The organism is Novosphingobium sp. CF614, from assembly GCF_900113255.1.
GTDB lineage: Bacteria > Pseudomonadota > Alphaproteobacteria > Sphingomonadales > Sphingomonadaceae > Novosphingobium.
Map to the genome: position 1 here is coordinate 79,623 of NZ_FOOR01000010.1, position 19,892 is coordinate 99,514.

A 19,892-nucleotide genomic window follows, 5' to 3' on the forward strand; every position below is an offset into this window, starting at 1 on the left:
GCATAGTAGGCCAAGAAGCTGAAGCACGCCGTTCGCCAAGAAGCCGGCCGCACTCGCTCCGCCTAGCGTCAAGCAGAACAACAGATATACCGGCGCAAGGTAGCGATTGATAATACGTGACAACTATGAGGCCCCAGATCGAATCCGAAGCACCATCGGCGCCACTGCTCGCGCATGCTCGCCCAGCGAGATCGAGAAGGCCAGAACAAGCCTGGTCAATGCTGCCCGGGAGAACGTGTTCGCCTGCGGCCTTGCGGCAAAGGCGCTGCGCGCCGGTGTGGTTGCAGCCGCGATCAGGGCAGAAATTGTCATGGTTTTGCGCACTCCCCCTCCCCCCTTCAAATGCCTAGCACGCCAAGAGGGTGCGACAGGACAATAACGCTTGCCTATCAGTGCGTTTGGAAACCCGCAAGTCACTCATGCTGGGCAGGGCTCGCATCTTGCACAGCACGATGCGAGTTGGATGCAAAATCCATAGATGGAATTAAGGCTGAAAGAACAGAAAGTTACCATAGGCATGATATGCCTATGGTCATCGAATCGCCTTCGGCAACACGGACTCTTCAGGATAACTCGTGGGCGTTGCGACTAGCGTAATAGCCCCGAACAGCAGACTGACTTACGGGCTGGCCGGCTGTGTGGGGTCATCGTGACCGCCCAATGCGGTGAGCCCCAAAATGAATGCGGTGAGTGCCGCCAAGGAAACTACGATCGTCTCCGGCTTACGCCAGTATTGGCCCTGGTGATCGCCATGCATGGACGTACCGGTGTGGGACTGATCGGGCTCCGCTGCCAACGCGACGGTGCTCGCCTGCGGGGCCGCGAGAGCCATTGCAGCAGCAATCATTGCAACCTTGCGCATTGAACCTCCAAGTTCCTACGACAAACACACCAGAAGGTGTTGTAAGTAACAGATATCGCCGCTCCTACCAGCCTATCCGGAAAATCGCAAGCCTTTCACGTCTTTGCAGACATTGCCTCGTGATTGGACGACAGGGATCGATCCAGTCCGGAGAGGGGCGGATTAGAACCGCGAGAACAGCGCGATAAGCGGGACGGATTGCAGCAGGGTAACCCAGGCCGGGCTTATGTCTCTACCGTCGACGACGACAATGTCGTTGGGATAGATGATCGGATCGGGATCCTTGCCGTCCCGTATCGTCGTCAGGTCGAACGCCGCGGCATTGCGCTGGCCGTTGATCTGGCGGAATACCACCACCTTCTTCGGGTTGGCGCCCTGCGAGGTGCCGCGCGCCATGGCGATCGTTTTCAGCAGCGTGGTCTTGTCAGGGACCGGATAGAGCCCCGGCGTGCCTACAGAACCATCGACAGTAACCGTCCTGGCTACCGCACTCTTCAGGGATACCGTGACCTGCGGCTGCTGCAGGTAGCGCGCGCCTAGCCGCGCAGCGAGATCTGCGCCAAACTCCTGCGTTGACTTGCCCACCGCAGGAACCGCACCGATCAGCGGCATTGTCAGATTGCCGGCAGCGTCGACCTGGCGATCGCCCGATAGCGAATCGACGTTGAAAACCGTCACGTTGACCACGTCCCCGGGTCCCAGCCTGTACGTCGCCAGCGTATCCGAGACGGGCAGCTCGTCCGGCGCGGTGAAATTCCCGGGATTGTAGGTTAAGTTGGCATCCCGCTTTGCGGCGCAGCCAGCCAATAGCGCCGCGCATGCCGCCAAGCCAATCAGCCTGAGCCCAAAATGCAACTGCTCCTCCTTGCGGCAAACGCTTGAGGGGTTTCGCCCGCTCTCCTGCTCTTTTCATGCCTCAAGCGTGCCGGCGAGGCAACCCAACACCTTCGTGTGCGCATCTAACCGGTGGAGAGGAACCATCGCTGCGCACCCTCCAGGCCGATCGCGCTCAAAACACCGCTTTTATACGCGCCAGTGTCGATCCCTATACGATTCTCGCATTCCACGATCGCCTTCTCGACCGTGTGCCCATGAACGATCATGGCCCCGTGATCGACCTGACTGTCCAAGAATTCTTCTCGAATCCAGCGCAGGTCGGCCCCCTCCTGTTCGGCAATGGGCAGACCGGGGCGGATGCCCGCGTGGACAAAGAGATAGTCGCCGATCGCGATCTTGTCCTCCGCCGCGTCCAGCAGGGTAACGACGTCGCGCGGCAACCGCCGCTTCAGCAGCGTCACGAGATCCGCGTAGCTGCCGCGATTAATTTCTTCCTCGGCGAGTCCGAAGCTCATTAGCGTGGCCAATCCGCCATTGCTCATCAGCGCGCGCGCCGCCTGACGGTCGCCGCGCGCGGCAAGCACGAACAACTCCTCGTGATTGCCCTTGAGCAAGCGGCCGACGCCCGAAGCCAGCAGATCACGCGCGTAGCCGATGGCGCGCGCTGAATCGGGACCGCGGTTCACCAAATCACCGAGCAAGATCACAGTCTGCGCGGCCGGTCCTCGCTCCGCATGATCGATCGCGATCATGTCAAGCAACTGGCGCAACTCGTCCGCGCAACCGTGAACGTCTCCAATGGCGTACACACGTTGCCCTGGCGGTACGATAGGCGCCGTGCGTGCGCGATCGACTGTCGGCCGGGATCGGGAAAAAAACGGCAGTCGCACCTTCGCTATCCAATCTCCGCCGCGTCCGAAAACGGCAAGCCCCCCTGCTCTTCGCGTTTGCCAGGTTCTGCCTGTCAAATGGGGCTCAGCGCGAGCCGAAGCCACTCAGAACCGTGCGCAATGTCTTAAGCGCGATCAACAGGTCGAGCCAAGCAGAGAAATTTTTGATGTAGTAGAAGTCGTATTTCAGCTTTGCGCGGACGTCGTCGACGTCGGTGACATGCCCCTGCCGCACTTGCGCCCACCCGGAAATACCTGGCCTCAGGATGTGGCGATAAAGGTAGAAGGGAATTTCATTCTCGTACCAGCGCGACAGAGGGATGGCTTCCGGTCGCGGGCCGATCCAGCTCATCTCGCCTTTCAGGATGTGCCAGATTTGCGGCAGCTCATCCATGCGGCTACGCCGGAGGATGTGGCCGATGCGTGTGATGCGCGGATCGCGGAGCGCCGTCATCGCTTCGCTTCGCGCAGCCTCGCCGCTCGCCTCGTCGCGCACGTGCATGGTGCGGAACTTTATCATCCGGAACGGGATACCGCGATAGCCCATGCGTTCCTGAATGAAAAGCACCGGCCCAGGCGAGCCGAGCTTTATCATCAGAGCGATGCCCAGCAGCAGAGGCGCAAGCACTGGCGCCAGAACAAGGACGCCGATCAGATCCACCGCCCGTTTGACGTGGACATAGATCAGGTTCGGCACCAGCGAGCCGAAACTGTTCTCGGAAAGGTGTTCCATCGATACCTGTCCGGTAAGCGATTCCATCAGCACTTTGGTGTGATAGACTTCATGCCCCTGAATTGCCGCCACTGCGAGCATGCGCGCCCAGTCATCGTCGTGATCATGATGAAGATCGGCGACGATCACGCTCCTGGAAACACTTGGTAGATCCGGCTGCGTCAAGACCCCCCACCTGACCTCGGGCGTTTCACGCACCAACTCGGTGCGGCCAAACGGCACGAGCCAGAAATGGCGTTGCGCGTTGCGCGCGATGTGTAGCGCTATGGTGAACGCAACCAGCACCGCCAAGGCGAACGAAACCGACAGGAACAGGCGGTTGTAATCGAGCCGCGCCAGCAGCAGCACCGTCAGGGCTAGCCCATAGGTACTGGCGAAGGAAGGCAAGATATAGGTGAAGGCGCGAGTGCCCGGGAAGGAAGCGAAGCGCCGGACGGACAGCGTTGCGACGATGATCGCCAGCGTTGCGGCGATGATGCTGTGGGTGACGCCGCGTCCGGCGCGGCTATCCTGACCCAGATAAGGGACGAGCAGCATCGCCGGCAGCACAACACCGGAAAAGAGACCCAGCAGCAATTGCGCGCGAAGCTTCTCGGCTTTGCTGCCCAAACGCCAGGCTATAGGATCACGCCTCATCAGCATCGGTCGTCACCCCCGGAAATGCTCCCCAATAGCTGTCACCAAAGTGCTCTATCGGATCCGCCTCTAAAGCGGCGAGCCTATACAGTTATTATCCTGTGCTTGTCAGCCGTTGTCTACCTATCATTCCATTCATGGATTGCCGCTGCGGCAGATTGCCGAGATGATCTGTTCGGATCGTTCTCCGTTCTGTCCAGGCTCGCGGCGCAGCAGACCGCCAAGCCATACTTGATCGCTTGGCGCGCACGCCCTCGCTGCAGAAGTGCACTATTCAAACCACTTGGCCAAATTTTGCCGAAGCAGCACTAAGCTTTCGAGGCGTTTCTTGCCATCCGGCCGTAACGATGCCCGATCCACCAGTATAGCTGGCGGGGAAGCAGCAGCTTCGCGAGATTGGTCGCCCGGGCATACATGGGGGCGTGGAGGCGCAGGCGGTGCGATAGCGCCTGGCGCCACGATATCTTCACCGGCGGACAATCGCGGACCAGCCAGGTCGCCACGGTGATGCCCTTCTCTTCGGGAGTAACATAGCGGAGGCCTGCCGCGCGCAACCGTGCTTCCATCTCTGCTTGGCGATGCTCCTGGCCCGCGACCTTGCGGATATCGAAGTCGATATAGGCGCTGCCCACCTTGGCGAGTTCGCCGCTGTCGAGAAGATCGGAAAGGATGTCGACCTCGCTGCCTTCGCAGTTCATCTTGAGGAACACTTCCGCACCGGAAGGAATCTCCGCCGCAAACCACTCGCTTGCCCGCACCAGCGTGATGGTTTCCGCCCGTATCACAATCTCGTTCCGTTCGATGACCCGCTTGCCGGCGTAGAGGCTGCCGCCGCGCAGGCCTGCGCCCTGCAACTCGGCCGTGCCGTTATGGTCGGACAGGGCGATGGGCTCGATCCGGAGGCGCTTGTCGCTATAGCTGCGGAGCACGGCCACGCACGCTGCACACGGTTCGATCGAGTAGATCCGATCGAACCCCCATTGGGGATCGAGCGCGAAGCTCAGCGTTTCGCCGTAATGCCCACCGACATCGATAAAGATTCGCATCAGCGCCCCCTTCGGCCTCGCACTTGCCAGAGGCAGTTTGGAGCGGCAGGTGCGATAGGCGGCCTACTCAGAGGCGTGTGGGAAGGCAAGAACGAATTCGGCACCAGACCTCGTCGCTCTCACGGAGAGCCCCTGTCCTGTTCAGATGCGACCATTTCGCCCGCTCCATCCTCTGCCAAATGCGATAGCCCTGCGAAACCGCCTCACCCCCTTGCCACCCAGCGCGGACGCGGCAAAAGTCCGGTCATGATTCCTCCCATTACCGACGATTTGCTATCCGAAGCGGTCAGGACCGCGCAGATGCTGGAGGCCGGCCGCGTCTATTTTCGGCAGGGGCGGGTCACCGAGCTGATGGTCGAGCGGGACATGGGCGTGGTAGGGGCGATGGTCCGGGGTAGCGGGCGCAACAGCTACTTCACTTCCGTCATCTTCGAGGACGAGGAATATGGCAGCTTTCCAAGCAGCCAGTGCAGCTGTCCGGTGGGCGATTCCTGCAAGCATGTCGCGGCGCTGCTGTTCGCCTTGCGCGGCGCCTTGCCCGACCGGCGACCGCCCTCCCCCGCCGCCAGGTCGGGGCTGCGGATCGAGGCGAAGGCTCAGCCGGCACCGACGCTTTCCGGCCCGGTCGGCACATGGCTCGAAGCCGTCACGCTCGACGCGCTTTCCGCACGGGCCAGGCACGATCCGCTCTGCTTCGTGATCGAGCCCGCGCGCGCGTTCAAGCCGGCCAAGACCGGCAAGAAGGCGGCCCAGGCCGGCGAGAAGGTGCCTGACCGTTTCATTCCCAAGGTACGGGCCTGGCGGCTGCGGGCCGGCGAGCAGAGCTGGCGGCCCGCCTATCAATGGGAACTGTCGCATGCGGCCGGATACCTCGACCCACGAGCGACGCGGCTGCTGGCAAGAACGGCGCCGGCGGCGTTCGGCGGCGATTTCGGGCCCGATGGTGCGCCAAGGGGAGCCCATGGCTGGCAATGGCTGCGCGAAGCGGCCGAGGCCGGCCTATTGCGCTGGAAATCGCCCGATGGGCCGCTGGTGACGACCCACGACACCGCGGTCGAGGCCCGCCTGTCATGGAGCCTGTTCGAGGACGGCCGGCAAATCATCGGCCTGGCAGCGATCGACCCGGCCATGCCGGTCTTCGCCGGCGATCCGCCGATGGTCTTTGATCCCGATCGCGCCGAACTCGACCTGATCGAGACCGGCCTGCCGCCCTCGCTGGCCGGCCGGCTGCTGGCCATGCCGCCGGTCGGCCCCGCCGAAGCGCCCGCCCTGGCCGCCCGGTGGGCCGAGATCGCGGGCGATGCCCTCGCCCCTCCCCGGCTGCCCGTGATCGAGCAGATCGCTTCGATTCCGCCCCGGCCGGTCCTGCGCTTCCTGATAGACCGGGTCCAGCGCCCGGTGCCGAACCTGGGCTGGGGCAGCCGGTCCCGCGTGCAGGCGACCGAACTTGTCCGCCTCGAGTTCGACTACGCCGGCCATCGCATCCGCGCTTCGGCTTCTGCGCGCGAAGTGATCGCGGTGACGAAGGCCGGAATGACGCGCGTGATCCGTGATCTCAAAGCAGAGCAGGCCGCCGTCGACCGCCTGGCGCAAACCTCGCTGCTGCCGATCGCCCTGCTCAAGGGGTTCGATCCCAAATCCCACCAGGGCTGGGATCACATGCTGCCCGATCCGGGACGGGATGACGATCCCTCGGGAGGCTTCGCCGAATTCCTCATCAACGAGGTCGAGACGCTGCAGGCCGAAGGCTGGTTGGTCGAATATGCCCGGGACTGGCGCTACGGCTACGTTCCGCTCGACAGCGACGAAACCCGGCTCGCGCTGGTCCCGGACGAGGGCAAGCAGGCAAAGACCAGGCGCGCCAAGGACAAGACTGGGGAAATCGACTGGTTCGACGTGGAACTGGCGGCGCTGGTCGACGGCCAGCGCATCGATATCCTTCCCGCCTTGCGCCGACTCCTCGCCGAGAACGGCAGCGCCCTGCTGGACCACGACGACGATCATCGCATGCCGGTGATGCTCGGGAACGGCCGTTTCACGGCGATGCGGCTCGGCACGGTGCGGCCGCTGGCCGAAGCGCTGCTGCGCCTGGCCCTGGCCGATCGCAGCGCTGCCACGCTCAGGCTGAACCGCTACGACATGGGGACCGTGCACGAGCTGGCCGGCAGCGGGCTGGGCTGGGCCAGCAAGGACAGCTTGCGCACGCTCGCCGCCGCCTTGCACGGGCCCGACGGCGGCGCCTATGCCAAGCCGGCGGGGCTCGTGGCGGAACTGCGGCCCTACCAGCAGGTGGGCGCCGCCTGGCTACGCGCACTGCACGAGGCGGGCCTGGGCGGCATCCTTGCCGATGACATGGGGCTGGGCAAGACCCTGCAGGCGATCGCGCATATCCTGGCCGTGCGGCGGCACGCGGCGAAGCGCGATTCCCCGTCGCCTCTGGAGCCCCCGGTGCTCATCATCGCCCCGACCTCGGTCCTACCCAACTGGCAGGCGGAGCTTGCGCGCTTCGCACCGGGTGTCGAATGCCTGCTGTGGCATGGAACCCAGCGGCGCGAAGCCATCGACGATTTGCGCCGGGCGGAAGTGGTGCTGACGAGCTATCCGCTGCTGGCCCGCGACCAGGAACTGCTGGCGGAACGGGAGCATGCGCTGGTCGTGCTCGATGAGGCCCATGTCCTCAAGAACCCGAAGACCGCCGGCTTCAAGGCCGCCGCCGCGCTGAAGGCGCAGCAGGTGATCGCCTTGTCGGGCACGCCGATCGAGAACCGCCTGAACGACGTCTGGGCGCTGGCGAGCCTGACCAATCCCGGCCTGCTGGGCTCGTTCGAGGGTTTCCGCAAGGCCTACCGTACACCCATCGAAAAGCACAACGACAGCGCTGCCCAAGCCGCGCTCGCACGCCGGCTCAGACCCTTCATGCTGCGCCGGACCAAGGACCAGGTCGCCGCTGACCTGCCGCCCAAGACGCTCATTCCCGAACGGATCGAACTGTCCGATCAGCAGATCCGGCTCTACGAGAGTCAGCGGCTGCTGATGCAGAAGCGCGTCCGCGAGGAAATCGACCGCGTCGGCCTGATGCGCTCGCAGATCATCGTGCTCGACGCCATGCTCAAGCTACGCCAGATCTGCTGCGACCCGGCGCTGCTGCCTGGCGGCCTGGGCGAAGGCACGGCTTCGGCGAAACGCGCCCGCCTGCTGGAAATGCTGGGCGAACTGATCGAGGAAGGCCGGAAGGTCATCGTCTTCAGCCAGTTCACTACAATGCTCGATCTGATCGCGGCCGATCTCGACCATGCCGACATCGCCTATGAGCAGCTGCGCGGCACCACCAGGGACCGGGCACGCCCCGTCCGGCGTTTCCAGCAAGGCGAGGTCCCGCTCATCCTGGTCAGCCTCAAGGCCGGCGGTGCCGGGGTCAACCTGACCGCGGCGGACACCGTCATCCTCTACGACCCGTGGTGGAACCCCGCCGTGGAAGCCCAGGCGATCGACCGCGCGCACCGCATCGGCCAGGACAAGCCGGTCTTCGTCCACCGGCTGATCGCGACCGGGACGATCGAGGAAAAGATCCTGGCACTGCAGGAACGCAAGCAGAACCTGGCGGACATGCTCTGGGACGACCACGTGCAGGCGGGCGGACCATCACTCAGCGACGAGGACATCGCCTTCCTGCTCGGCTGATCGCTTATGGCAGCGTCTCTGGCGTCTGCGTTGTTGTAAACGATTGTCGCTTGAGCGGTCGTGCGGCAAGCTTCTTGATCGGAACTAGCGGGCTCGTTCCCAGACAGCTCGTCCAAGGTCGTTGGACTTGGCCGCGAAGAGCGAGCCGAGCGCAGTTAAATGCCCCGCATCGCGGTAAAGCGGCCGACCGTTCCATTCGCTGACGCACTGCCCCGTGCGGCACATGCCCTGTGCAAGGAAGACCACCGGCACGCCGCGCCGCTGTACATGGGCCAGCATCGCGATGGTCGGCGCCTCCAGGACCGCGTGCAGATCAGGGCGCAGCCGGCAGTCAGCGAAACGACCCAAACGCGGCAGGTGCTGGCTCTTGCGCTCCCAGCACAGCCCTTGATCGTAGCTCGCCATTGGCGGCGGTGCGATCACCACCACCCGTTTGCCCAGCGCTCGGAGGCGTCTGGCCGTGTCCAGGATTGCGTCAGCCGCAGCAGCGCTGCGCCGCGCCTGGGGGATCTGGGCCGCCCCCGCCGACGAGACGATGTCCGCCTCTGGGTTGAGGAATCGGTCGTAGCGCGCCGCGAGCACGACCACCTGCACACTGGGCTTAGCCACGAGATAGCGGAGTATGGCCGCGTTCCACGTCAGGCACCGGTGCGCCTTGGTCTGCTCGGCCATGCCGGCGCGCTCGGTGAAATCCGCCATCGGACCGCACATTGCGCGGGTCTGCTGCTCGATCGGCCGGCTCGTCGTCGCGTCGAGGCCCGGGATGATGTGCGCGGCATAGGAGTCGCCCCAGACCAGGATCTCCGGCGCACGCGATTGTCCGCACCCGACGGCAACTTCGGGCGCACCCTCTTTGAGGCAGCCCTTGAACCCCATGACTTGGGCGAGGACGCGCTGGTCCGGGCGTGGGCGGAACTCGACCAACACGACCGGGAGAATAACCAGCACGGCGGCTGCAACGGCCAGTCCGCCGATCAGCCGGCGCGCCTGATCGGGCGGAGTTGCGCGCAAGGGAGTCTCGACCACCCGGTACATCAGATAGCCTGCCCCGAGCGAGGCAAGCATCAGCGACCCGATGACCCCCATAGGAAGATCGCGTTCCATGTACAGCACGCGCGTCAACGCGAAGAGCGGCCAGTGAACTAGATAGAGCGAATAGGAAAAATCCCCCACCTTGGCGAGCGGCCGGATGAGCGCCGAGTTGCTCAGACGCGCCGACCTGGCCAGGATGATCGTCGCCGTCGCCACGCACACCGACAGCGCCGCCAGGCTGGGGTGGGGCAGATCTGACGGAACGATCGGGATCAGCAGCACGATGATCGCGGCCGGCCAGAGCAGTCGGCTCGCCAACTGCCGGATCCGGGCCTGGCCGGCCGCGATCGCGGCCAATGACCCTATTCCCAGCTCCCATCCCCGCGTCGGCAGAAAGAAGAAGGTAGCCGCGGGGTTCTGCCAGACAAAGGCGAGGCACAGGACGAGTGACAGGCATGTAGCGAGCGCGATCACGCCGTTCCGGACGCGAGCGCGCAACAGCATCATGGCGATCGGCATCAAGATATAATATTGCTCCTCGATCGCCAGGGACCACATGTGGAGCAGTGGTTGCTGCCAGGCCTCGCGAGAGAAATAACCAGTCTGGCTCCACAGCATCATGTTGCTGACGAACAGTACCGAGCTCACGACCTGGTCGCGGAAATCGACGAGTTGGCTGGTGGTCAGAACCCCGGCGGCAGCGATCGTCGTCAGCAACAGCATGGCGAAGGCGGCCGGCAGGATCCGCCGCGCGCGGTGATAATAGAAATCCTTGTACCGGAAACGGCCGGCATCGACGTCGCGCGCGATGATCCGCGTGATCAAGAACCCGGACACAACGAAGAATATATCGACGCCGAGATAGCCCGCACGGACCCAGTTCAGCCCTGAATGATAGAAGAGCACGAGCAGCACCGCCAAGCCGCGCAACGCCTGAATATCGGCGCGGAACGCCCAGGGCTGCGTATCCTGGAGACCTCGATCGTCGGTTGCCATTCGCCTCAGCCGCCTCGCAAACGCATGGTCACGGAGAAGACGAAATTCGGGCCGCAGTTAGGGGCACCAGACACACTCACCTCGCGTGCTCCCGATCGCTGAAACCGAGTAACTCGAAATGCCGTGCCAACACGGCATCTTCGCCGAACCGGCGCACGCCCTCTTCCAAAAGCGCCGGGTCGGTCGGATGATCGAGCTGAGCGCGGATCGCCTCTGCCATCGCCCCGATATCGCCGACAGGCACAAGCTTGCCGTAGCGGCCGCCCTCGAGGATCTCCATAGGCCCGCTCGGGCAGTCGGCCGCAACCAGACTGCAACCGCAGATCATCGCCTCGATCAGCGCGTTCGGCAGCCCCTCGAAATACGAACTCAACACGAACACGTCCGAACGTGCGAAGTAGCGGAGCGGATTGATGATCTTGCCTGGCAGTGCGACACTGGCTTCGAGCCCGAGGTCGCGGACCTGCTGCTCGAGCGCGGCTCGCAATGGCCCCTCGCCGAAGATGACTAGCCTCGCATCCCGCCCATCGGCGATCGCCTGTGCAAACGCGGCGATCAGGTCCGAATAGCCCTTTCGCTGTGATAGCGTTCCTGCGCTGATGACAATCGGGGTTGTCTTGTTGACGAACCATGGGTGGTCGACAGGTTCATGCATGCGCTGGCGAGAGGGCGCATCGTTTACCAGGTTGTGGACGGCGACGTGCGGAGGCTTGGGAAAGAAGCTGCGATACTCCTCGACCATGCCTTGCGAGACGCAGGTCAGGGCATCGGCGCGCCACATTACCGCACGCATTGCCTGCTTAAACAACCACTTACGGGTGAACGGGCGATTGGAATAGGTGAAGAACGGATTGACTCGAGACGAGCCGCTGATCTTTGCCTTGGAACCGGTCATCAGCGCCGCCAACAGCACCACGCCGTTCAGATTGTCCTGCGAGGAGAAAATGATGTCGGGTCTGTTCCGACGTAGATAACGGCAAAGCGGCAACAGCATTCCGCGCGCGGAGGCATGGCCCAGCACCGTCAGGCTCGCACCGCCGCGATCCGGCAGGCGATCTGCCGCACCGACATGTCCGAATACCAGCTCGACCTCGTGCCCCCGCGCCGCAAGCGCCCGCGCGAACCGGATCTGCGCTAGCGGTACGCCCGTCCAGGAGAATCGGGCAACGATCACGCAGATCTTCATTGAATTCCATTTTCTCGGCTGCGGGATGGGTGACGCGTGGCAGGTGATTGCCACCATGTTGTCCTCTGTCAAGCCAAGGGGTGGCTCGATGCGGGATCTCGAAGTGTATACTGGTCGTAAGATTGCCGAAGGTTGATCGTGCATTCTGTAGGAGAGCTTCGACTTCCTGTTCAGCTCCGTGCAGGCGTTATGTGCGGGTTCTTCCTCCTTTCTAAAAATCGCCAAAGGCTTCGAAAGGGTTAGAAGGGTATTTGGGGATTCTGTTACAAGGTTAGACCGCCCGCAGAGCTTCCCGCAGTTCCGGATTTCTGCAAGTCGCAGCGGCACGGTCGTTCCCGGAATGTCGTGCATACGTTCCTGAAGTGTCGGCGTTCACGTTCCTGAAATGTCGATGAGGTGTTCCCGTTGGGTCGAAGGCTCTTCCTCCGACGTTCCCGGAGTGTCGATGTGGTGAAATGGGGCACCACTTTTGAATCACTTTTCCTCTGGCGGAGCGAAAGGATGTTCAATCGCCCACGTTTTGCATCCGATTGCTTGCGATTGCGTGTGCTGGACTGGGGGTGGACGCGACACTTCGGGAACGGGGCCCCTGCCCTCGAGCTTGGCCTTCACCCTCTGAGCTCGTGCCGGTGCTTGGCGTGATGGCGCCGCACCCATCCGACGAAGGCGCGCTGCCAGTCGGCGGGGGTGCGTTCGGGGCTGGCGGCGACCCAGCGTTCGAACTCGGCATGGAGGGCGTGGAGGTCCCAGCCCGGGCATTCGCGGCGCAGCAGGTCGATGGTCTCGTCGGTCATGAACCCGCGGGTGGCGGCGTCGGAAAGGCCGGCGATGGTGGAGCGGATGAGCGCGCGGGCGTCGATGGTCTTGGGGATCGCCCCAGGTTCCGGGGCGCCCTGCCCTGCCCTGCCCGCTCGCGGACGGGGCGGCGGCGCAAAAAGTTTCCTCGAGGAAACTTTTTCGGAAAGAGGAGAGGCTTCGGCGGCGGCCGGGCTCCCTTGCGGGGGTATCCCTTCGTCCTGGACCTGCCGAAGCGCCGAATTTTCAGCCGTATCCATTTCCGCCCCGCCCTTCCCGTCCACGCGGCGCATGCGCAGCATCGGCTCGCCGTCCTTGGCGGTTTCGACCGCGAGTGCGTAGCCGGGCAGGTCGTCCTTTTCGGCGAGCTTGAGCATCTCGAACTTGAAGCGGCGATATTGCCCCTCGGCACCCGATTTCTCGAACAGCACCGGCATGGAGATGGCGAACCCCCCCTCCCCTGCCCCGCCGGCATGCTTGCGGGCCACGCGATAGAGCCAGCGCTCGCGCCCGCCGGTGATGTCGAAATAGGCGCGGTCGATTGCGAGCACCCCGCCTTTCATCATCACCCCTTCCCAGAACCAGCTCGAGAGTTCCAGCGTCATCCCGTGCGAGCGCTCGGTCTTCTCGTCGACGAGCTGGGTCCAGCCATCGAGCCAGGAGAAAGTCGCCTCGCGGCGATTCTCGGCGCGGATATTGGTCTTGATGGTCGTGGCGACGAGCCGGTCGAGCGCCTGGCCGAGCAGTTCGTAAGCGCGGCCGGTGGTGGGCCGGCCGATCGCGCGCAGCAGGTCGTAGGGCATGATGTGCAGCTTGCGCGGCATGTCGTTCAGCCCCCGGCGGACCATGTCCGCGAGCACGCTGGCGCAATAGATCAGGATGTCCGCATCCCAGATCGTCGCCATGCCGTAGTCGGGATTGGCCGAGACATGGACGCGCACCTGGCCATCGGGACTGGTATAGTCGATCGGCTTGACCCGCTTGGATTTGGCCAGGCTGAAGAACGGCCGCTCCATCATCTCGCGCTGGTCGCGCAGGGGCAGGTTGGCGATATAGGGGAGGAACAGGTCGAACTGTTCGTCGGTCATCGTCGCGGCCTTGCGCGCGGGGGCTTTGCGGACGCGATTCACGAAAAGTTTCCTCGAGGAAACTTTTGGGCGAATTGCCGGGCGGGCAGGGCAGGCCGAAGTATGACGGGGCAGGGCACTAGCGGACCGATATGCCGTTCAGTCGCAGCGTTTCCAGCACGTCGCGCAGGGCCTGCAGCAGATGATCGTCGGCGGCGCCGCTTCCCATCGGCAGGTGGAGGATGACACCGTGGCGCGTCACGCCCTTGACTTCCATGATCGTGCGTCCCAGCGACCCGCTGACCTCGAATTGCAGCGACCGCTGGTCTCGCCGGGCGGGCGTGCTGGTGGCGGCGAGCAATCGCCGGAGCACCGCCGTGCCGGGCAGGGGAGGGGCCCCGGCGGCGATCGCCGCGCGGTTCTCCGCCGCGATCGCCTCGGCCTCGGCGAGGATCGCCCCGGCGCGTGCCTTGTCGTCGAGCGCGGTGGCGAGCTTGTAGGCGGGGTTCAGCGTCAGTTCGTGCAAGTTGGCGAAAGCGGCGAGCACGGTATCGGGAATCGCCGCGGCCTTGAGCATCTTGGACAGCCAGCCCTTGGACAGCTTGAGCCGCTCCGACATGCGCACCGCCCTGCCGCCATAGTGCCGGTCGATCGCGTCGGCATAGTTGCGCGCGCGCTCGATGTCGGAAATGTCCTTGCGCGCGCGGTTCTCGATATCGGCGAGGCGGAAGGCGGCCTCGTCGTCGAGGTCGGCGACTTGCGCGAGCAACTTCATCTCGGGATAGGAATGGGCGCGCAGCCAGGACACCGCGAAGTGCCGCCGCGTGCCGGCGATCAGCTCGTAGTCGTGATCGGGATCGTCGGAGAGATGGCGCACCACGGCGGGGACTTTCTGCCCGCCTTCGGCCAGGATCGAATCGATGAGATCGCGGCAGCTCTGTTCCGACAGCTTGGCCTGGATGCGGGCGTTGCCGTCCCATATCCGCACCCGCGCCGGATCGAGCAGCAGCTGCGTCACTTGCCGTACTTCGCCGCTGGCGACACGGGCCAGCGCATTCTCGCGGCCCAGCAGCGAGAGGCCGGCGCGGGCAGGGGAGGGGGCCTGCCGCGACAGGGCCTGGGGGGCGGTGTCAGGCGCCTGCGCTTCACCCTCGTCAAGCAGGCTGGCGAGATAGTCGGATTGCTTGCGGGCCATTACCAAGACTCCCGTTCCTGAAGTGTCGGAGTACATAAAGTGAACATTGCGCTGTAGGAAAGGCAAAAAATCATGGCTGCCCACCCTTCAGCCGTGCGGCGATGCGGGTGACCAGATCCATCCTTTCATGCAGGATCGCGATGATCCTCAATTCGGCTGCGGTTCGAAAGGCGATGATATGATGATGGCGGCAGTGCAGTTGCAGATACTGCCTGCCGCCGGCGGTGAAACGCGATGTCACCGCCTCGCCGCCCGCCATGCGCTCGATGCACGCGATCAACGCCTGCCGGTAACGGTTGGCCTGATCGATCCCCCAAGTGCGTAAGCTGTAGCGAAAGATGCCAAGCGCATCCCGTTCAGCCATGCGCGAAAGGGAATAGAACTTCATGTCCGGCCGGCCCGTTCCTCGGCGAGCGCTTCCCCGAATATGTCATCCAGGCTCTTGGTGGACATCTCGCCGGCCAGGGCCGCTTCGGCGCGCGCGTTCAGGAACGCGAGGAATTCCTGCCAGGCGGTTTCCTCCTCCGGATCGCCGGGTTGCGGGGCAGGGGCGGAAAACAGGCGTTCCAGCGCATATTGGCGGATCGTCTTGCCTTCCAGCGCGGCCATGGCCTTCAGGCTCTGGTGCTGTTCGGGCGAGATATCGATGGTGAGGCGGCTCATGCCCATGGCTCCTTCGGCGGGAAGGCGCCGGGCTTACCACAAATGTGGGAATGTTGGAATGTGGGCCTGGTTCGCCTAGCCATCAATGATTTCCCGCCCATTGATGACGTCCCGCTCGCTGGCCGGCGGCGCCACGCCCCAGCCCCGCCGCACCAGCGCCTCGATCTGGCCCATCGCCTCGTCCAGGTTGGCGCGGCAGCGCTTGTGCGTGCGGGGGGTGCCGATCGGCTTTTCCAGCTCGTAGATCGACATCATCCGCAGCGCCGCGTGGCTGATTTCCGCGCTTTCCAGGATCGGCACCGGCAGCAGGGCAGGGCCGAAGGTCTGCTCCATGATCTGGCGCACCATCGCATGGCTGGGATCGTTGGCGTCGAACTTGGAGCACAGCAGCCGCACGAAATCGTAGCCGACGGCGATCCCCGCCTGCGCCAGCTGGCCGGTCACCTGGTCCATCATCGAAAGGAACTGCACGGTCGAGCAGAAGTCCGGCGTGGTCGCCGCCAGCGGTACGATCAGCGCATTGGCCGCCTGCATCACCGCCAGCGAGATCGTGCCGAGGGCAGGGGGGGGATCGAGGATCACCACGTCGTAGCCCTGGGCAAGCTCCTGCAAGCCCCGCTTGAGCTTGCGGAAGCGCGAGGCGAGCACCGAGCCGCCGTCCGCGCCCGAGGCCGCCAGTTCGTATTCCACGTCGAACAGCTCGAGGTTCGAAGGGATCAGGTCGACATTGGGCCAGGGCGTCTTCTGCACGGCATAGAGCAGATCCGTCCGCGTCGGGTCGATCGACAGATAGGGATAGAGCGTCTGTTCGCGCGTGATGTTGAAATGCGGGTTGAAGCCGAACAGGGTGGTGGTGGTGGCCTGGCTGTCGCAATCGACCACCAGCACGCGGTAACCCTGCACCGCGAAGTAGTGGGCGAGGTGGGTGGTGACGGTCGACTTGCCGACCCCGCCCTTGAAATTCTGCACCGCGACGATCGCCGGCGCATCCAGCGGCGCGCGGGCAGGGGAGGCGCCCAGGACAGCGCGCATGTTGAGCAGATCTTCCACCGAATAGCCCGGCCGCCGGCCGTTCTCGGTAGGCGGGGGAGGGGGCAGCCGCCCATCCTCCTCGGCCATGCGGATGCGATTGGTGGAACACCCCAGCAGCGCCGCCGCCTCGGCGATCCCGAAGTGGATGTTGAGGCTCTTGCGGCTCTCCGGCAGGAACGCCTGCCGCCGCAACCGCTCGATCATCCGCTCCCCGGCTTGCGCCATTTCAGTGAGGCGTTCGACTTCTGAATGCATTTCCTGCTGACACCGCACGGTTGAACGATATTCATCGAGTATGGCGGAAACAGCGTTCAGTCCAGTGCAATGCTACCACTTTGCGTGAGATCGCCCGCGTCCTGCGACCGGGCGATCAAATGCGAAAGCCCGGCTCATTGACGGCGCCTTCCTGACCCCGGCGGCGCTACTGGCGACTACCACCGGTCAAAAATCATGTGACCGGCTGCCTCGCTCATTATCTTCGATAAAGATGGAACGCGCGAACTTCCAACCGTACTTGGCGATGCGATGCAGCGCCTGCGCCGTGCGCGCCTGCAATTTTTGGTCGGGCTTGGGTGCGACCCGGCCGCGGATCTGATCCAACCGCATCCCTATTGCGTCCATGCTGGGTATCCTGGACATGTAGAGATGTGCCGCGTCATCGTGCCGATCCACGAAATAGTTTGCGGCCGGCACTGACAGGTCCTTGCCGTACCGCATGAACACGGCCTGGTCGAACGCCACACAGAGGTCCAGGGCATCCCACGTGTCAATATCGGCCCTCTGGGTATGGCAGCGTTCGCTGAATGCGCGTGCCTTCACCATGTCCCCATCGGCGGCCATGCGCCGAAACGCGTCCATGGCGCCCATGATCGCGGTGCTGGACACCGGCGGCATCGCCTCTGCCTCTCTGACGCTGGCTGCCTTCAGCGCCGCGATCGCCTGCTTCGCCTCGCTGTTATCGTTGTCGATGCTGACAGCGGAAAAGGCCGCGTCTGGGCGAAGAAGCAGGCGACGCTCGATTTCCCAACCGGCAACGATCGTGGCCGCAAGCACCACCGCAAGCGCCAGTTGTGCGCCATAGCGCCTGAGCAGCGGTCGGCGACGCCGCACGACCAGCGCTCTCGAGCGCGAACCGCGAGAAAGGGAGACCGCCCGTGCCGTCACTACGTCGCGGCGGCGCTGCGCCAGTTCGGCATCGTGCCCTGCGCGCAGGTCCCCATCCATCAGGATCCGAAATGCCTCGTTGAGCTCGGCGGCGCGGGCATGCGCCAGTGGCGACTGGTTTACGTCGGGATGATAGCGCCGCATCAGCACGAGATAGCGCGCCTTGATTTCCTCCCGGGAGGCGGTCGAAGAGACCCTCAGAAGATCGTAATAGCTGCCCCGCACGCCCCACGCTCCAGCTCATGAGCCACCGCGCTTGCCAGCATTGCCCAGGCGCTCGCCGGGCGCAAGCATAGTCCGACGGCAAATGACACGACTTCCGCCAACGCCCCGATCGCTGGCCGGCAGACCGAGCGGCCTACCGCCGACAGGTCATGCCGCCAGCGTGCACGAAAGACCGAGGTCTATTGAATTGTCGCTACGGGCGAGTGGTCGAGCCCCGGGGCATTCAGCGCCTGCTTGTTCGGCCCCGCGGCGCCGTCCATGCCGATGATCCAGCGCCGATTGGCGGTGCCCGGCGCCGGAGCGGCAGGAGATGTCGCGGCGGTCTTGTGATCTGCCCGTAACGCTACCAGCGCCGCGCTGCGCGTGCCGGCCTTGGTCGTTGCCGGTAATTTCGGGGGAGCCTGGCCATCTTCGGTCGCCGGCAGGATCCTGCCCGTGCTGTCGAGAATGGGCCGCGCCGTCGGCGCCGTCGTCTGATCGGTCGATGCGAGCGACGGCTTGCCGTCTGCGCTGAGCAGCACGAATCGGCCAGCGGCCGTGCGTTCGAAAGTCTGTGGCTCGTTTCCGGCATAGGCTTGGGCAAATGCCGGCGGGCGGCCATAGCTGCCGTCTATCCGGTAGAAGATGTGCAGGCCTATGGAGGATATCTTCACGAGCGAATCCGCCCAATACGGCACCACGTAATCGGCATGGTAATGCGTCGAGAGCCCCACCGGGGAATAGACGAAGCCGGCCAATGCCGCAGCCGCCACATTGCGCATGCGCTCCCAGATCGCCGGGTTGGGGATCCGTGCGAGCGACCCGTCGCAAGTGAAGGTGAACTGGCATCCGGTACTGCGCTGCGAGCCCTGGAAGACGACACCGCAGACCGTGTGCGGGTAGAGCGGGTGGCGTACACGGTTGAGCACGACCTGTGCCACGGCGCGTTGGCCTTCGAGCGGCTCGAAGGCGGCTTCGTAGTAGATCGCCGCCGTCAAGCAGTCGAGCGAACGCTGGTAGCTGACATCATCCGTCCGTGGCACGATTAGCGGCCGCGCCGCGGGGTTCGGCAGTGTCGATATGGGCCGGGCGACGTTGCTGATCTGGGCTTCCTCGGGCGTCAGCGCTTCGAGCGCGGCCGGGTCGGACACCGACAATGTTTCCGGATCGAATGGCAGCGCCTGCTTTTGCGCACCCGCCGCTCCGGCACTGCCATGCCGAAATCGTTGTGTCGGGTTAAAAGCCAGCATGCTTGCCGTGGCCAATGAGCCGATTAGAAGCAGGATGGCGACCCATTTCCACAAAGCGCCGCCAGCAGGAGGCCGACCAGCCTCGGGCACCGCCGTTGCGGCTTGTGCGCAGGTGCCGTTTGTCATCGCGGCTTCGCGGAATTACGATCGCCGCCCTCGGTCCCACTTTTGCGACCAGGCACGGGTCGCGTCCGGTCCGGTTCGCACGGATAGGTTTCTTTCAGGGCGACAACGGCAACCGAGGCACCCTGCGCGGCGCGGTAGCGAGGGTTGGCCGTGATGAAGGCGACGAACACATCGCGCAGATCTTTCTGGGCCACTTCCGTGGGCGCGCAGAATTCGCGTTGCCCCAGCCAGACTTCATAAGCGCGCATGGCGTCGTGGATGCCGGCCAGATAGGCATAGCAATACGAGATGGAATAGGCGGAAGGTTCAGTGCATCGGTCGGCCAGCTTGCCTGCGGTCATAAAGCCGAAGGGAGTTTGCGATTGCAGCGGCTTGGCCTCGGCCGACTGGCCAGCTGGCACCGGAGCGGCAGGCGCGGCAACCGGCGCCGCTGCCGGCATGGCAGCTGCGGTCAGGAGAAGAAACGCGATCACGCGCGGAGCGCTGAATTCGCGCGC

Annotated in this window: 15 protein-coding genes; 1 reads left to right on the plus strand and 14 read right to left on the minus strand. The window is 64.2% G+C overall.

All coding sequences use genetic code 11. The features are described from left to right. Positions 1-1,024 precede the first annotated feature (1,024 nt). The 4 genes from BM052_RS12610 to BM052_RS19520 all read right to left on the minus strand — a co-directional run bounded on the left by BM052_RS12610 (position 1,025) and on the right by BM052_RS19520 (position 5,004). Positions 1,025-1,690: a polysaccharide biosynthesis/export family protein gene (locus BM052_RS12610; RefSeq protein ID WP_177198462.1), complete on the minus strand. Its 666-nt coding sequence runs from the start codon at positions 1,688-1,690 to the stop codon at positions 1,025-1,027. 131 nt (positions 1,691-1,821) lie between these two features. Continuing rightward, on the minus strand, positions 1,822-2,589 hold the full coding sequence (locus BM052_RS12615) for a metallophosphoesterase family protein (RefSeq protein ID WP_255406119.1): 768 nt from the start codon (positions 2,587-2,589) through the stop codon (positions 1,822-1,824). An 85-nt stretch (positions 2,590-2,674) separates the two neighbouring features. Beyond that, positions 2,675-3,964, minus strand: a complete 1,290-nt coding sequence (locus tag BM052_RS12620) for a sugar transferase (RefSeq protein ID WP_255406120.1) — start codon at positions 3,962-3,964, stop codon at positions 2,675-2,677. A gap of 302 nt (positions 3,965-4,266) precedes the next feature. Next, positions 4,267-5,004 (minus strand): FkbM family methyltransferase, encoded by a 738-nt coding sequence (locus tag BM052_RS19520; protein ID WP_143084837.1) that lies wholly within the window; start codon positions 5,002-5,004, stop codon positions 4,267-4,269. A gap of 246 nt (positions 5,005-5,250) precedes the next feature. Here BM052_RS19520 and BM052_RS12630 point away from each other — a divergent pair, with 246 nt between their 5' ends. After that, entirely contained in the window at positions 5,251-8,685 is a 3,435-nt protein-coding gene (locus BM052_RS12630; protein WP_177198463.1) for a DEAD/DEAH box helicase, read from the plus strand. Between the two features lie 84 nt (positions 8,686-8,769). Here BM052_RS12630 and BM052_RS12635 read toward each other — a convergent pair whose 3' ends face one another. The 10 genes from BM052_RS12635 to BM052_RS12680 all read right to left on the minus strand — a co-directional run bounded on the left by BM052_RS12635 (position 8,770) and on the right by BM052_RS12680 (position 19,868). Then, a complete protein-coding gene (locus BM052_RS12635; protein ID WP_091147403.1) occupies positions 8,770-10,713 on the minus strand; it encodes an acyltransferase family protein in 1,944 nt (647 codons plus the stop codon). Between the two features lie 76 nt (positions 10,714-10,789). Continuing rightward, the gene (locus BM052_RS12640; RefSeq protein WP_177198464.1) at positions 10,790-11,956 is read right to left on the minus strand and encodes a glycosyltransferase; all 1,167 of its coding nucleotides are present in this window, start codon (positions 11,954-11,956) and stop codon (positions 10,790-10,792) included. Between the two features lie 551 nt (positions 11,957-12,507). Then, positions 12,508-13,782, minus strand: coding sequence for a replication initiator protein A (locus BM052_RS12645; protein ID WP_091147446.1), 1,275 nt, complete (start codon positions 13,780-13,782; stop codon positions 12,508-12,510). Between the two features lie 118 nt (positions 13,783-13,900). After that, positions 13,901-14,956, minus strand: coding sequence for a ParB/RepB/Spo0J family partition protein (locus tag BM052_RS12650; RefSeq protein ID WP_091147408.1), 1,056 nt, complete (start codon positions 14,954-14,956; stop codon positions 13,901-13,903). 70 nt (positions 14,957-15,026) lie between these two features. Then, positions 15,027-15,344 (minus strand): type II toxin-antitoxin system RelE/ParE family toxin, encoded by a 318-nt coding sequence (locus BM052_RS12655; protein WP_091147411.1) that lies wholly within the window; start codon positions 15,342-15,344, stop codon positions 15,027-15,029. After that, on the minus strand, positions 15,341-15,619 hold the full coding sequence (locus BM052_RS12660; protein WP_091147448.1) for an antitoxin: 279 nt from the start codon (positions 15,617-15,619) through the stop codon (positions 15,341-15,343). The genes BM052_RS12655 and BM052_RS12660 overlap by 4 nt, the downstream gene beginning before the upstream one ends. Positions 15,620-15,694: 75 nt before the next feature. Further along, complete coding sequence (locus tag BM052_RS12665) at positions 15,695-16,906, minus strand: AAA family ATPase (RefSeq protein ID WP_091147413.1); 1,212 nt, start codon at positions 16,904-16,906, stop codon at positions 15,695-15,697. A gap of 186 nt (positions 16,907-17,092) precedes the next feature. Beyond that, on the minus strand, positions 17,093-18,040 hold the full coding sequence (locus BM052_RS12670; RefSeq protein ID WP_091147416.1) for a J domain-containing protein: 948 nt from the start codon (positions 18,038-18,040) through the stop codon (positions 17,093-17,095). A 179-nt stretch (positions 18,041-18,219) separates the two neighbouring features. Next, positions 18,220-19,395 carry a cell wall hydrolase gene (locus tag BM052_RS12675; protein ID WP_218151553.1) on the minus strand — a complete coding sequence of 392 codons (1,176 nt, stop codon included), beginning with the start codon at positions 19,393-19,395 and terminating at the stop codon, positions 18,220-18,222. Continuing rightward, complete coding sequence (locus BM052_RS12680) at positions 19,392-19,868, minus strand: Rap1a/Tai family immunity protein (protein WP_143084839.1); 477 nt, start codon at positions 19,866-19,868, stop codon at positions 19,392-19,394. Before BM052_RS12680 ends, BM052_RS12675 begins: the two co-directional genes overlap by 4 nt. Positions 19,869-19,892 lie beyond the last annotated feature (24 nt).